The sequence below is a fragment of the Sedimenticola sp. genome, assembly GCF_050289425.1.
Taxonomy (GTDB): Bacteria; Pseudomonadota; Gammaproteobacteria; order Chromatiales; family Chromatiaceae; genus Sedimenticola.
The window spans coordinates 1-14,397 of the sequence record NZ_JBNKFS010000027.1; the positions used below are offsets into that span (position 1 = coordinate 1).

At 54.6% G+C, this 14,397-nt stretch carries 17 protein-coding genes; 13 read left to right on the top strand and 4 right to left on the bottom strand.

The window, feature by feature from the left end:
• Positions 1-1,081, top strand: a 1,081-nt coding sequence (locus tag ACQY5R_RS15930) for a tyrosine-type recombinase/integrase (protein WP_428610088.1), incomplete at its 5' end; no start/stop codon positions are given.
• Here the strand turns inward: ACQY5R_RS15930 and ACQY5R_RS15935 are convergent.
• Both ACQY5R_RS15935 and ACQY5R_RS15940 read right to left on the bottom strand, forming a co-directional pair.
• Entirely contained in the window at positions 1,065-1,313 is a 249-nt protein-coding gene (locus ACQY5R_RS15935) for a helix-turn-helix transcriptional regulator (protein WP_041366655.1), read from the bottom strand. The genes ACQY5R_RS15930 and ACQY5R_RS15935 overlap by 17 nt on opposite strands.
• Before the next feature lie 243 nt (positions 1,314-1,556).
• Positions 1,557-2,297, bottom strand: a complete 741-nt coding sequence (locus tag ACQY5R_RS15940; RefSeq protein WP_428610090.1) for a LexA family protein — start codon at positions 2,295-2,297, stop codon at positions 1,557-1,559.
• A gap of 17 nt (positions 2,298-2,314) precedes the next feature.
• Between ACQY5R_RS15940 and ACQY5R_RS15945 the strand changes: the two genes are divergently transcribed.
• The 9 genes from ACQY5R_RS15945 (at position 2,315) to ACQY5R_RS15985 (ending at position 10,181) form a co-directional block, all read left to right on the top strand.
• Positions 2,315-2,614 (top strand): hypothetical protein, encoded by a 300-nt coding sequence (locus tag ACQY5R_RS15945; RefSeq protein ID WP_027948960.1) that lies wholly within the window; start codon positions 2,315-2,317, stop codon positions 2,612-2,614.
• Positions 2,604-4,121 (top strand): ParB family protein, encoded by a 1,518-nt coding sequence (locus ACQY5R_RS15950; protein ID WP_428610091.1) that lies wholly within the window; start codon positions 2,604-2,606, stop codon positions 4,119-4,121. Before ACQY5R_RS15945 ends, ACQY5R_RS15950 begins: the two co-directional genes overlap by 11 nt.
• On the top strand, positions 4,108-4,710 hold the full coding sequence (locus tag ACQY5R_RS15955) for a DUF2857 domain-containing protein (RefSeq protein WP_428610092.1): 603 nt from the start codon (positions 4,108-4,110) through the stop codon (positions 4,708-4,710). Before ACQY5R_RS15950 ends, ACQY5R_RS15955 begins: the two co-directional genes overlap by 14 nt.
• Complete coding sequence (locus ACQY5R_RS15960) at positions 4,700-5,956, top strand: STY4528 family pathogenicity island replication protein (protein WP_428610093.1); 1,257 nt, start codon at positions 4,700-4,702, stop codon at positions 5,954-5,956. The genes ACQY5R_RS15955 and ACQY5R_RS15960 overlap by 11 nt, the downstream gene beginning before the upstream one ends.
• Before the next feature lie 187 nt (positions 5,957-6,143).
• Positions 6,144-6,884 carry a PFL_4669 family integrating conjugative element protein gene (locus tag ACQY5R_RS15965; protein ID WP_014704089.1) on the top strand — a complete coding sequence of 247 codons (741 nt, stop codon included), beginning with the start codon at positions 6,144-6,146 and terminating at the stop codon, positions 6,882-6,884.
• A 433-nt stretch (positions 6,885-7,317) separates the two neighbouring features.
• The gene (gene parM / locus ACQY5R_RS15970; protein ID WP_014704090.1) at positions 7,318-8,424 is read left to right on the top strand and encodes a ParM/StbA family protein; all 1,107 of its coding nucleotides are present in this window, start codon (positions 7,318-7,320) and stop codon (positions 8,422-8,424) included.
• 189 nt (positions 8,425-8,613) lie between these two features.
• Complete coding sequence (locus ACQY5R_RS15975; protein ID WP_014704091.1) at positions 8,614-9,042, top strand: DUF3577 domain-containing protein; 429 nt, start codon at positions 8,614-8,616, stop codon at positions 9,040-9,042.
• A gap of 104 nt (positions 9,043-9,146) precedes the next feature.
• Positions 9,147-9,662, top strand: a complete 516-nt coding sequence (locus ACQY5R_RS15980; RefSeq protein ID WP_353681753.1) for a JAB domain-containing protein — start codon at positions 9,147-9,149, stop codon at positions 9,660-9,662.
• A gap of 93 nt (positions 9,663-9,755) precedes the next feature.
• Positions 9,756-10,181: a DUF6573 family protein gene (locus ACQY5R_RS15985; RefSeq protein WP_035230335.1), complete on the top strand. Its 426-nt coding sequence runs from the start codon at positions 9,756-9,758 to the stop codon at positions 10,179-10,181.
• 114 nt (positions 10,182-10,295) lie between these two features.
• Here the strand turns inward: ACQY5R_RS15985 and ACQY5R_RS15990 are convergent, their stop codons facing one another.
• On the bottom strand, positions 10,296-11,546 hold the full coding sequence (locus ACQY5R_RS15990; protein WP_286983959.1) for a type II toxin-antitoxin system HipA family toxin: 1,251 nt from the start codon (positions 11,544-11,546) through the stop codon (positions 10,296-10,298).
• Positions 11,539-11,823, bottom strand: coding sequence for a helix-turn-helix domain-containing protein (locus ACQY5R_RS15995; protein WP_428610096.1), 285 nt, complete (start codon positions 11,821-11,823; stop codon positions 11,539-11,541). Before ACQY5R_RS15995 ends, ACQY5R_RS15990 begins: the two co-directional genes overlap by 8 nt.
• 867 nt (positions 11,824-12,690) lie before the next feature.
• Between ACQY5R_RS15995 and ACQY5R_RS16000 the strand changes: the two genes are divergently transcribed.
• The 3 genes from ACQY5R_RS16000 to ACQY5R_RS16010 all read left to right on the top strand — a co-directional run bounded on the left by ACQY5R_RS16000 (position 12,691) and on the right by ACQY5R_RS16010 (position 14,393).
• A complete protein-coding gene (locus ACQY5R_RS16000) occupies positions 12,691-13,557 on the top strand; it encodes a phage integrase N-terminal domain-containing protein (RefSeq protein ID WP_027948952.1) in 867 nt (288 codons plus the stop codon).
• 201 nt (positions 13,558-13,758) lie between these two features.
• Positions 13,759-14,166: a PilL N-terminal domain-containing protein gene (locus tag ACQY5R_RS16005; RefSeq protein WP_035526475.1), complete on the top strand. Its 408-nt coding sequence runs from the start codon at positions 13,759-13,761 to the stop codon at positions 14,164-14,166.
• Complete coding sequence (locus ACQY5R_RS16010) at positions 14,166-14,393, top strand: hypothetical protein (protein ID WP_027948950.1); 228 nt, start codon at positions 14,166-14,168, stop codon at positions 14,391-14,393. The genes ACQY5R_RS16005 and ACQY5R_RS16010 overlap by 1 nt, the downstream gene beginning before the upstream one ends.
• Positions 14,394-14,397: the final 4 nt, after the last annotated feature.

The window sequence follows — 14,397 nt, forward strand, 5'->3', positions numbered from 1 at the left end:
TAACTACTCCATCAGCGGCCGTCAGGAGACGTTGACCATCGGTCGGTATGGCAGTGGCGGTATCACACTGGCGGAAGCGCGGGAACTGCTGAGCGAAGCAAAGAAAATGATTGCAGCCGGCAAATCCCCGGCCAGAGAGAAAGCGCGCGACAAATCGCGGGTGAAGGATGCCGAAACATTCGGGGCGTGGGCTGAAAAATGGTTGCGCGGTTATCAGATGGCTGACTCGACACGCGACATGCGTAAATCGGTCTACAACCGTGAATTGAAAAAGCGCTTCGGCAATCAGAAATTATCTGAAATCACACATGAGGATCTCCGGGCAGTAACCGATGCCATCGTGGAAAGAGGAGCGCCAGCAACAGCCGTCCACGCCCGAGAAGTGGTATTGCAGGTTTATCGGTGGGCGATCGAGCGCGGACAGAAAGTTGAAAACCCCGCTGAAATGGTTCGCCCCAACAGTATCGCCAGATTCGAACCCCGAGACCGGGCCTTGAGTCCTGCCGAAATTGGTCTGATGTATCGGTACATGGATCGAATCGGGACCTCGCCACAATATAGAGCCGCAATCAAGCTGCTGTTATTGACCATGGTCAGAAAATCCGAGCTGTCGAACGCCACCTGGGCAGAGATCAATTTTAGCGAGGCGCTCTGGACGATCCCGAAACAGCGTATGAAGCGACGAAATCCGCATTTGGTGTTTCTGTCTCGCCAGGCACTGGACATCTTTATCGCACTGAAGACCTTTGCCGGTGGTTCTGAATTCGTGCTTCCCTCGCGGTATGATTCGGACTTGCCTATGAGTGCAGCGACTTTGAATCGCGTTCTTGCCCTGACGTATCAGGCTGCACAAAAGGATGGTGAACAGCTTGGTAAATTTGGTCCGCACGATCTGCGTCGCACAGCCAGCACCTTATTGCATGAAGCAGGCTACAACACTGATTGGATTGAAAAGTGTCTTGCCCATGAGCAGAAAGGAGTAAGGGCAATTTACAATAAAGCCGAATACCGGGAGCAACGGGCGGCGATGTTGCAAGACTGGGCTGACATGATTGACGAGTGGACTAGCGTGAAACGTTAATGGGGATTCCTGGCCGGATAGGTTGATCTTCAGACTCTTTGCGGGATTCGATCCACTTTTCCACCTCGGCCAAGTCCCAGGCGACATTGCGGCTTGTCAGCACGATTCTGCGCGGAAAGTCACCTCGTTTCTCCATATTGAAGATGGCGCGATCTGAAAGCGGAATCATAGCCAGTAATGTTTTTCGATTGATTAAAGTCTTTCTTGGTCGAGTAGGGTGTCCGTCATCCATTGCTTCTCACTCTCGCTCCGGACCGCACGTGTCAGAGTCTTAGGCTTGCCAAAAACTAAACGTTAGCACCGTGCAAATCATTTTGGCAAAAGAGAATGTTTAGCAATGTGATAAACAATTACTGCATCAGGGTGGGGTGACGGACTTAGGAGTGTTGCCGTGACAGCGTCATTCACCATATTTGCGCTGCATGCGGTCACTCGAAATTATTGTTGCTCGTGTCTCTGGGGTCGCTGGGAAAACTCAGACCACCTCCCCCTTGAAGACAATGACTCCACAGATTGTCGCTTCTTCATCCACTTCGATAATGCGATTCGGCCAATCAGGGTTGAGTGCCTTCAGGTACTGCTTGCCCTCTTCAACAATTAACTGCTTGAACGTGGCTTCATTGGATTCATCGAGTCGAACAACCACGTACTTGCCGTGGTCAGGTGAAACATTGGGGTCAACAAAAATCAGGTCGCCCTCATGAAATTTGGGTTCCATACTGCTGCCGCGAACCCTAAGCACAAAGGATTCAGGACTACAGCACACCGGGCAGGGTAAAAGTTCAGAACCGTAGGCCGGTACGAAACTTTCAGAAATCTCATACCAGTTTCCCGCTTGGACCCAGGATATCAGCGGGTGGAGACTGCGCAAATCCGGGCCGTCGTGGGCGTTGTGTTCCTCTTGTCGTGCCCCGTCCGCATGGGGGGTATCCATCCATCCTTGGTCTTTATTCATGGCCTTTTCCAGTTTTTCCGCCAGCTCATCTCCGATAGAGCGGGGCGTTCCTTTTTTGGTGGGGAGCTGGTTGCGCACCTGGCTGAGGTAGGAGCTATTGGTCCCGGCCGCGCGCGCCAACTTGGCAGCTGAGCCCGCTTCGGCAATCAGAACCTCAAGATTGTGGAGCCGGATCTGGTTAAGTTTTAGCGTCATGCGAAACACTTTAGCATGATTTTTAGCAGAGTGATAAACAAAAAGCGGTGATTGCGCGTTGTTCAATGATTCGCACGGTGCTAATGTTTCTGCGCATGGAGCTAAAGGATTTCCTCAAGATGGCAACCAAGCGGGAGCGGGCCGACGTCGCTGCGGCGTGTGGCGACTCAGTCTCCTACTTGTATCAGATTGCCGGCCAGCATCGATATGCCAGTCCATTGATGGCGACGCAAATCGAGCATTACACACGTACTGTGGCGGACCTTTCGGATGGTCGACTGGAGCCTGTGCCTCGGGCGAGCATGGTTCGACATCCAGAGATTTTCTACGGCGTCGTGCCTGAATCGGGTGCACAAGAAGCAGGTGGTAACGATGACGCCTGAGAGATCGCCATCCGTCCACGAGATCACCCGTGTAGACGTCACTCGTATCCACCATTACTCCCGCAATCCCCGCCGGCAGCAGAACCCGGAATACGATCGAATAAAGGCGTCGATCCAGGCTGAAGGCCTGGATCAACCATTGGTGCTATCACAGGAGCCGGGGGCTGCTGATTATGTGCTCCACAGTGGCGGCAATACACGGCTGAGGATACTGAAGGAGCTTTTGGACGAAACCGGCGATGAGCGATTTCGCTGGATCGATTGCGTCGTCAAGCCCTGGTCGCAGGAGTCCAATGTACTTTTTGCCCACCTCCGGGAAAACGAATTGCGCGGCGGTTTGCCTTTCATCGATAAAGCGTTGGCCGTATTCGAAGCAAAGTCTCTCCTCGAAAGCGAGATGGAGGTTGAGAGCCTGTCTCAGCGCCAACTGGAAGAGCTGTTCAGAGAGCGAGGTTTCGGGCTCAGCCACAGCATGATTTCCAAAATGGGGTATGCCGTTGAGACCTTGTGGCCATTGATGCCAAAAGCCTTAGCTGCCGGATTGGGTCGACCACAGGTGGAAAAGATCCGAGCCCTTGAACGCGCTGCCCGAGCGATCTGGGATCGTCGCCAATTGGGGGATAACACCGTCTTCGATGCGATCTTTGCCGAGTTGTGTCGCCGTCATGATGGCGCCGAATGGGACATTCAGCCACTGCGCGATGCATTGGAAAATGAGATCGCCGTGGAGTCCGAACTGAATCGCCAGGTGATTCATCTGGAGATGGAGGCACAACTATCGGGCCGCGCATTCAGCCTTCCCGCTCATACCGAAGAGGATACAGAGCCGGGGGCGGACAGGGACCCGGAACACCCGGAGCATTCTGATAGTGGGCCGCCATCGAATACGACGACATTGGAAAAGCAGCCCGCTGACATCGATTCACCGGCGAGTGGTCATGACAAAAGCAAAGACCAACCGAACATGCCGGCTGAGTTGACCTCTGCGCCGAATTCCCAAAAAGGTGGTCAGCAAAGAAATCTTGAGGTTTTGCGGAGCCAGTTGTGGGACTGCGCAGTAACCCTGGCGACATCCCACGGACTGCACGAGACAGTCATTCATCTGCCGGATCAGGGCTTGGGCTTTCTGCTGATTGATGTGCCTTCACCGGAGCTGCGGGAATCCCTTGACCAGGACATGCTGGATTTAGTGTCCGCACTCTGGTGGCAGTTGGCTGCGAGCTCAGAGTTGACCGTCGCTCCCACGGACATTGTCCTGGCCTACCTGGATAAAGACTCGCCCCTATACCAGGCCTTGGCATCCCATGATGCCGGTCTGCTCTTTGGCAGTGTCTGGACGCCTGATCCCGGCCATCTCAACAGCCAGCTCTGGCAACAATTGAACCCGCCAGACTGGCAGCGTTTGCTGCAAATGATGGAGTCCTACCGGAGCATTAAACGGTTAGCCTTCGATACCGGGGTCGAGCTTTGGGCGCAACAAGGAGGTGAAAGCGATGTCGTCCAATAAGGAAGCCGACCTCACCACCGCCGTGCTGTTGTACGCCATGCGATGTCTGGCAGAGGGGGATCAGCAGGCATTGCGCGCCATGAATTTTGGCCCCAAAGAACTGGACGCCCTGAAAGAGATGAATCTGGCCGATCTCTATCGGGCCGATGCACTGCGTGTGCACTGTCTGCAGATTGGTCTCAATCGTGATGTTTTTTGGCCGATGCTCGATCAACTGCGTCATCAGCGGGAATCTGAGGATCTGCAGCGAACATTGCTGGTCGCGGACGCACCGTTAGAGATGATGCAGCAGCTGTTTGGTGTGAGTTCTCGGGAGTACACGCGATGGCGCCGATTGTTGACGCTGGCGCCGGCCGTGGGCCGGCCTCCCGAACTGAATGAAACCGATACCCACGCGCTCTGGTATGCCTGGCAGGATAAGGTACAGGCGGATGACAAATCCACATTAACTGCAGAAGACTATCTCGACCTACAGCAACAGACAGGCATTGGATTGCGATCGATTTGGGCGCTGGTGCAGCGTTGGGAAACCTACGGTGAGGGAAGCAGTGCCGCGACATCCGGGCGGGTTGTCGAGAATGGCCCATGATGCGGATGCGCTGCGACCAGAAACTGTTGCTCTCGACGCTTTAATCAAGGCAACTGTTGCCAAGGTTCGTGCCCAGAGTGATCCATCGTTACCGGATGCCATGTTGTTCATGGGGAATTGGCATCAGGCCGTGCCGGCCATGGTCATCCAGGACCCGATGTTGGAACCCGTCGATAAACTGGTATGGATGGTTATCATGCTCCATGCCAGAGAGACTGGAGGACGAACGGCGTTTCCCGATTACGATACCATTGCGGCTAAAACTAACGTTTCCTCAACCTCCACTGTCTCTCGTGCTATTGCCATTCTGCGCTTGACGCGTTGGCTAACGCTGTGTGCCAGAGTGCGTCAAAAAAGCGGCCGTTTCACCGGCAATGTCTACAGTCTTCACGATGAACCCCTGCCTCTGGTCGATGCCCTGTACCTGGATGAGTCCTACATGGCATTCGTTACCCAATCCCAGGAGCATCATCACGCCCGCGTCCGGCGCGTGGCGCAAGCTGTGTTGGAGAGTCTGGATAAGGATATTCAGGAAGGCGAGTCGTTAGGACGGAAGGAGTCAACTATTGAGCGTCGACTGCAGGCCGCCCAACAATTGTCAGATTCCAGCGAAAACCACAGCAAAAGCGGTCGTTATTTTACTTTTCACGCCGCGACCATCGGGAAACTGAAAAATTCGTCCGAGGCCAGCGCATCAGCACAATCCGTCCAGGACCAAAATTCAAAGGCGGAGGCTAAGGAACACTACAGTAGTCGTTGTAGTAGTCATTATAAAAAAACAACTACAACAACCACTACACAAAATACAAACCATGAAGAGAAAACATTTTCTGAATCCAATCCATCAGTCCCGTCGGTGACAGAGCGAGCGCTGATCTATCCGCCGCGCTTGTCGGAGAACCAGAAACACCTGGCGGACAGGTATCTTGCCATGATCGATCTTGATGATCGGCAGTTGGTGCTCGACGAACTTCAGGGTCGTCTGGAGTCTGAGCAAAAAGGCATGAAGCCGGTTTATGACGAGCTGCGATTCTTGCATTCGCTGTGCAAGGCGGCACAACAAGGCGAATTTGTGCCCAACCTCGGGATCAAGGTGGCCGAGGCAAGACAAGATCGGGCACATCACGTACCACCGCCAGAAAACGAAGAACAGAAAACTAAAGCGGCTGAAGAGCGAGCACGAAACCAAGCCTATGGGCGTGAGCAGCTGGCCAAGTTACGAGCATCATTGAATATGGATAAATAGCGCGATCGCCCGTTATCACACACGATGTGATACCCCTCCGTCGTTACTTCCCCGCACTGTTTCCACTGGAACCATCTGATCGCAGCAACGCAAAACACTGCACCAGTCGGATGGATATTCCGTGGTGCCATTTTCCCATTCGTGGATTCATAGCACGTCAGAGTTGATCTTGAAGGGAATGACGCAAATGAATTCAGACGCAGAACAGTCACACGAGAATACAGCTGAAAATCAAAACGAGTCAGTGCCAGGCGCCCTGCAGGGTGAAGTCTGGTTGACGATTCAGACCTATCAGGCTCAGAGCCTGATCCGCGGCCGCCGTGCAGCCGATGGCAAGCCTGCCATTATGGGATTGATCGGTTTTGCAGATCGGCTGAAGTCGCTATGGCAGGCCGTCCGCTTCGACGACCCTTATGCCGACTGGTGGTTGCTCAAAGTGGAAGAGGGCGTTGCCGATATCCGCGCACAGCTGCAGGGATTGCAGCAAAGGATGGACGCCCTTATCACTGAATCCAACAGTGCTCTCGAATTCAGCGTCGCACAATCGAGTCGACCACAGCGCGTATCGTTACAGTTCGCCAATCCCTACGCCTTCCGCGCTGCACAGTTGCTGGGTGAGTACGACCGGTTGATGTGCGCAGACATGACGTTGCATTACTTAGGTCTCGACATGCCCACTGACCTCATTGAGCAGGTGTCGGGTAGTGGGCGATGGGTGCGCCGGGTGTTTGCGTTGCCCCAGGGGTATCACTGCCTGGACGTTCGTCGCTCCGATATCCGGCAAGGAACACCGGCAGCCATCAAAGCGAGAGAGCGGATGGGCGAGATTCCCCAGGACATCCTCAATGGTGAGCGGTTGCCGTCTCTGCGTCCCCTGGCATTTCAACAGCTGAATAACAACGCCATCGCAGATTCTGACGAGGGCTGAACGCCGTGGCCACCAGCACGCTTCAGCAGCTTGTCATCTCGCTCGATACGCGAATTCCACTCGAAGCGATGGTGCTTCAGCGTTTACGCCGCCTGCCTAACAGCAGACAAAACGAGTGGTTGCGGCAGCTGTTGCTGGTGGGATTTCGAAGCGAGTGTCAGGCCATCCGATCTGAGCAAGCGCTGCCGGCACACGCAATGCCTATGAGCCAGCCGTGTACATCCACCCAGATAAACGGAAGTCGCGGAGCGGGTTCCGTCCAGCCGCGAACAACCGAGACGATGCTCGATCACGCTGCGCGGTCACCTGGCAGCTCACACAACAGCGAACGCGCCAGGCTTGCTCCCCCAAACGACACCAGAAAACCCTTTACGCACCTGAGACGAGTGATCGGTGAGTAAAGACGTCTAACCCCGATATCAGGAATCGCACCATGACAGAACTGACCGATGAGAAATTTTCTGACGAAGACAAACCTCCCGTGACCACTCATCCCATGGCGGTTGGGCAGGTGGGCCTCGATGACGGCTATGCCTATACCAAAGTGGCGTTACCGGATGGTCGCCTCCTGGCGGTGCCTTCACGGGCACGCATGGGATCGGCCGGTGTCACCTGGATACGGGATGAGGAACAGAAAATTTTTGAGTACGAAACCGGTGGCAGTGTGTATTCCGTCGGTGCGGTCGATGGTGAGCCCACTCAATTCGATGAATACCCGGGCTCGGCCCTGAATCGGGTGATCGTCCAGCATGCACTGCAACAGGCGGGTTTGTCGGGCCGATCCGTCCATGTGGTGACGGGGTTGCCGGTCTCCGCCTTTTACCGCAACGATGGTCAGCAACGACGACGAGCGATCCAGGCAAAAAGGGAGGGTTTGAAATTGGCGGTTGAGCCTGTTGTTGCCAGAAAAGCATCGCAAAGGGCAGCGCAACAGGGGCTCCTAAAGGTGAGCATCGCCTTTCATGAAGTTATTCCGGAGGCGCTGGCTGCCTGGTACGACTATGTGATTGTTATGACCGATGATGATGGTGTGACGTTGGACGCGGATCGGGTCAACGCGCCCATCGCCATTGTCGATATCGGTGGCCGCACCACGGATTATGTGGTGGTCCAGGACCAGGGCATTGTGCATGGTTCCTCCGGCTCTCTGAATCGCGGCATGCTGAACGTCAAGATTCGCGTGGCGAACCGTATACAGGAACAGTTCGATATCAACGAACTGGGCGAGCAGAGTATCAGTCGGGCCGTCGATACACATCGGTTGCGCCTGCATGGCAAGGATCACGATGTCTCGGCCATGGTGGCGGAAGCAAAACGCGAGTTGGTGGAGCGACTCTATACCGAAACCCGCCGCAAGCTTGGACTCGGTGTGGAGTTGGATCGTGTACTGTTCGTCGGCGGTGGCAGTGCCGCGTTAGCCGCTGATATTGCCAACTGGTTTCCCAATCAAACCATTGCCGACCATGCCGCTTTTGCTAACGCAAGGGGCATGCTCAAGTACCTGCAGTTTGTCTGCGACGCCCCGGTGAGGGAGGGGTAACGACTTTGTACGTGGCCACTGCGGTCTCAGTGGCAAAGAAGATGTCAGCGGATTGTGCAAGTGACATCGCGGTTTTACCGTCAATCCAGTGTCAGGGCTTGCCCTGATTTTACTCACCCTGCCGGGAAATACCTTCCCGCCAGGGAATCGTGTTCTCCGGCTTTCCATTATGTTCAAGGAGAAACTGTTATGACCAGTAGACAATCTACCCCTGAAAAACCGAAGTATTTCGATCTTGATATCCACGGCATTGGTTACCTCAACCGGGTTCGCGAAGTAACACCCGAGAATGGGTTCCCCTTTCTCAGTGTCACCATCGCGGCGCTACGAGGGCCAGCCGATAACGTTCAGCACACGCATTTCGAGTGCGTGGTGGTGGGTGAAGAGGCGAAGGATCTGGTGCGTCAGCTGCTGCCTGCGGTGGAAGCTGACTTTAAAGTGCTGGTGGGTTTTCACCTCAGTGATTTGCAAGCCGAAACCTTCATCTTCAAAAACGGTGATCGAGCCGGTACGACGGGCATCAGCCTGAAGTCCCGGTTACTGCGGTTCCAGTGGATCAAAGTCGAAGGTCAGCCCTTTCCGGCGCCGACGGCTGAGACCCACAACGCCGTAGCCTGACGACCAAATCTGATCGCATCTTGTGATGCGATCAATCTTTCAACCCAGCGAGGGAGATTCTCCCTTGCCGGGCAGGTCTCCTCGACTCTTCAAGGAGACCGCTCATGGCTTCCAAACCATCACCCTCCCGGGTGATTACTAAAAACCGTTTTGCGGCCATTCGCATGGCGTCGTTGAACGATCCTGAAAAGCAATCCCTGCTGCAGCTGGCCTTTGCGATATTGCAGGACCTGCACCAGCCGGGCCTGGAGCTACCGAGCCCCAACCACACCCGTGATTACTTGCGGATGTTGTTGGCTGAACGCAAAGCGGAAGTCTTTGGTTGTGTGTACCTGGATAACCGGCATCGGGTAATCGAAGCCGCAGAGTTGTTCCAGGGAACCATTGATGGCGCCTCGGTGTACCCCCGCGTGGTGGTACAACAGGCGCTGACGCTCAACGCGGCAGCGGTGATGTTTTTTCACAATCACCCGAGTGGTGTCGCCGAGCCCAGTCACGCGGACGAAGCGATTACCCGGCGATTAAAAGATGCGCTGGCACTCGTTGACATCCGTGTACTGGATCACTTTGTGGTCACGGTGGGGGAATCAGTTTCCTTCGCCGAACGCGGATTGCTGTAACGCCATTTACTTAACCCATTGGGGAGTCTTCTTCCCCAATGGGAAGGAGGTGCTCCCTGAATTTCTTAATTCATTTCTCCAGGGAGAAACCTTATGAAAAATTCAGAGCACAAGTCGTTGGAAGATGTCTTCGGTCCTGTTGTCGCAAGTTACAGTCGTGCACAGGCTATCGAAGATGGCGTCCTGATCGATGTCACCGCTATGGCACGTGAGGCTGGCTTCAAATGGCCAGTCGCACTTACCCATACCGCTTGGTGTGATTGCGTCGCCTGGACAGAGCGGGATAACCGCTTTCAAGTGCACCAGGACGAGTCTGGCCGTTTGTGGGACGTGCTGTTTATGGCGTTCTACGCCATTCGAACGGCTACTGCTCCTGGTGATCGGTTGCTGTTCTCGTTGTACCGCGTGCCGAAAGACGGGCATTCGACAGAAGCCGGCGAGGTGAGTTTGAAACTGATGGTTGGCCCTGGTGATGCCGGTGAACCGGTCGTCACGATCATGCTGCCCAACGAAGATTAATGTCGCCGATCGAATCGGCTCCTTGCCCTGGCCACTTGGGATAAAGTGGCACCCCCATTTCATTAAAATGCCGATGCATAGTTCGTTGTTCGTTGAGAACCTTGCCAGTCGCACTTATTCGCTGATCGTGCGCCGACACTGTTTATTCACGACCTTTTCGATCCGTTGCAGCGCGGGATATTTCCCGTACAACGTTTCAAACTTTTCTCTCGTCGGCTGCAGGTGCTCCAACAGACTGACAGCAACATCCTGCACCTGGCCTTGTAGAAACCGAGCACGCAAACCGCATTGTTGCGCCAGGTCATCCCAGTGCTTTGTGGAAACGATGCCTGGATTTCTTTCATTGCCAACGGAAAATGCCAGATGATAGTCAATACGTTCAATGGCCCGAGTGCAAACGAGATCATAAAAAGGGGCTAGCTGTATTTCGCCATTGGCCCGGTATAGCAGCGAAAGGTTTTTGGCATGACCATCTGAATTACCCGCCAGGACATTGAAAATCTGCCATCGCAGTAAATACTGCAGATCGTTGGCGGGATCACTAGAGACATCCTGGACGAGCCGATAGCAATCTGCGAAGGAAGGGCCGCCATCCTCCTGATACTTGCGTTCGTGGCCGAAACCCAGCGCCTGACAGAAATCTTCCTGATGCAGTCTCGCCATCTGACCGCTACCCAACAGGTGCCGATCATAGCGCTCAATCAATGCATAGTGCGTGTCTGCAATGGATCGCAGTTGAATATTGACCACAGGCAAACCGACAGCCTCCGCCAATAGTGTCGTGAACGTCTCGTAGGCGGGCAGGTGGCGGTAATCAGACAGTTCGAACTTGAGGATATGGCTGGAAGGCGATTCTTTTTTAGGCAACCAACAGGCACCATTCTTGATCAACACAGGACACTTGTCTTGCGCTCCGGCCAGAGACAGACGGGGACGTTCGTTTTCAGTCCATGTGTAAACCTGACCACGGCGTGTCACCAGCTTGGCGAGTTCTTGTTCCGAGAGTTCGTAATACGCGTATTGTGTGGAAGGTTTCTGTTCTGCCTGGAGAATCGACAAGGCTCCGGCGCATTCACCGCCAATGGCTCTGAGCAGATCAAAATCGGTATTGGCGATCTTTAGATCGCGGATAACCTGATCACGAGCACCACCTTCCGGCAGGAGGTTGGCGAAGAAGCGGTGGGCGAGTCCCTCTTCCGGCACAAAGTCTTCCTGTCGCAATGGCAACCTATGGGAGATGGCAAATCCGCCTTGGGTAAGCCATTCCTTTTCGTAGCGGAAGCCAATCAGGCCTTGGGTGTTGCGCCACAAATAGCCAACGAGTCGCTGATCATTCCAGACGTTGAGACCATCCGGATCAAGCATGGCCTTCTCCCTCTTGTGAGGACGACGGCTTGGGCACGGCAACCCTGCGCGGCTGGATGACCACCTCCAGTCCCAGGGTGCGCAGCGCTTTTAGCACTTTGCCCAGCTCCGCAGTTTCCTTGCCACGCTCGAATTCGGATAAAAAGCGGGTGCTCAGGTTACCCAGTCCCGAGATCGTTTTCAACGTCAGTTTTCTCTGTTTCCGGTGAGCACGCACCAGCTTGCCGAGATCCTCAGCGGATCGGATTGCACCGTATTGCACCTGATCGTGAGCCATAATCTATCCAAAAAAATGAGCGTACGGTAAAAATTAGCATGCAGACGCAGCTAAATCAACAAATATTTACCGTACGGGATAAATATTAGAGTATTGGCTTGCTTGAGTAAGAATATATCCCGTACGATAAAAATTGTCGGCCGCCAGCGTACAGCCCCATGGTGGTTCCACTGTAACCGTGGGTCGAACAGATTTGTCTGTTCAACTGCCATGACAGGTCGCAGACCTGGCGTGGTGGTTGATTCGAACGAAGCCCTCGTCACTGCTTAGCGAAGCGGGGTAGTGACGAGGGCGGCGGAGCACGGAACGACAACGGATTGCGCTCGGATTGATGTGTTCCCAGCGAGTTCGCTCTAACTATACTAGCGGCCAAGAAACGTAAACAGTTCCATACGCGGCCACGGCGGTAACGTGGATGAGGATTGTCGCCCTCGCCATCAAAAATGGCAAAAACGGCAACGGCGCCAGCCGAGCTACCCTGGCGCACAGCATCAGCTGCAGCTCATCTTCAATATTTCCTCAATAGCAGGACGTTCGTCCTCGCTTCAATCTGGCTAATGCCACCTCAAACCCGGCTTGCAAGTAGCCGACTACCAACGCGCCGTTTCACCGACGGTTTCTTTCAACTCGCGGACCGATGGTTCCGCTCATTTAAAAGGAGGTGAAGTACTCACCATCGCAACTGACTCTTAGAGTCCATTGGTTTACCCGGCACCATCTTCAGCAGAAGAGCAGCCAGGTTGCCTGCGACCAGGCTTATCAGGTCGAAAGGGGAGTAGTGTCCCTTGACCCATCCGCTTCGGCGGACCCAGTCAGGCTACGAGCCTGTGGTTGGTCAGAAACACTTACCAGACTGGAAAGTACACGATGAGAGACCTGAACTACCAATTGAAACAGTTGTGCAAACGCAATCGCGATGGCAGTTACAGTACGCAAGCCAATCGCGCGCGCATACTTAACCAGATTGCCAATCAACTGCAGGAGATGGGGTATCGGCGCATGACTACCCGATCCCTAAAGCCGAAGCACGTGGACGCCCTGGTGAAACGCTGGTTCAGCGAGGGCATGGCGGCCGGTACCATCAAAAACCGTATGAATTGCCTGCGCTGGTGGGCCGCCAAGGTGGATAGGCGCAATGTTATTGCCCGATCGAATGAGTTCTACGGCATTCCCGATCGGCAGTTCGTCAGTCAACACTCCAAGGCGGTGGTTGTCGGTAACGATGCGTTGACCAGCGTTAAAGATGAGCATGTGCGAATGACTCTGGAGTTACAGCGCGCCTTCGGATTGCGCAGGGAGGAGGCGATCAAATTTATCCCAGCTTATGCCGACCAGGGTGATCACGTTCGCCTGAAAGCTACCTGGACGAAAGGGGGCAAGATGCGGATCGTGCCGGTGCTCACCCAGGAACAGCGTGCCGTCTTGAATCGTGCCCACCGACTGGTGGGATCTGGTTCCCTGATTCCACCGCAGAAAACCTACATCCAACAGTTGCGGACCTATGAACGTCATACCACTCAGGCAGGTTTATCGAAACTGCATGGCCTGCGCCATGCGTATGCCCAGTCACGCTATCAGGCGTTGACGGGTTGGGCCTGTCCTGCGGCGGGTGGACCGGTCGCAAACAGTTTGAGCATCGAGCAACGACAGCAGGACCATCAGGCACGACTCACCATCAGTCGCGAATTGGGCCACGCCCGCGAGCAGATCAGCGCTGTTTATTTAGGTCGATGAGTTTTGGCCGAGGCGTCTCATGGATAAGCACGACACTCACCGAGTGGATTAACCATTCACGCCAGAAGATCACTTGGCGATCATGATGCCATTCATCACGATCGAGGCCAAAACATGTCTTCGTTTAAACATCACGGAATCCCTCGTCTCCTAACGATACTGGTGTGCTGTTCTGGTGCTGCCGTCGGGAGCCATTCGGTAGTGGCGGCAGACCAGCCCGTCACAACGATGACCACGCTGATACAAACGGGTCGCTATTCAGTGATGGCCGCTCAGCCGACCACCGGGCAGCGGGATCTGTTATCGGTGACGAGAGCGATCACGATTCCAGGCGACATCGAAAGTGTGGGGGAGGCCTTCCACTGGATGTTGCGAGATTCCGGCTATCGCCTGGCGGCCGATGTTGTGCTGTCGGAGGAGGCGAAAGCCATGCTGGCGCTGCCACTGCCAGCGGTGCATCGTCGCTTTGAGCCCATGCCACTCCAAACCGTGATGGGACTTATGATCGGTCCTGCTTTTCACCTTATCCAGGATCCCGTTCACCGCCTCATTGCGTTCGAGCGTTGCGCGGATATTTCCGCCCCCAATGCGACGGGAGGTGCGCAGTAATGGAAGCCTTTGTCATTGCCATCGTTTTTGTTACCGCATGGTTTTGGGGTGCTGAGTCCAGGCAAGTTGATCCGGAACCGCGTGCTGAAAGCAAGGCAGTTTCGATCAGCGATCAGGTAGAGGATCGAGAATGCTCCGTGCGTATTTGTGATCAGGAGTATCAGCTGATCATTCAGCGCGATCTGACCGTGCCCGTTGATCAAAAGGTCAATGAAGATGACCATTGAGCAT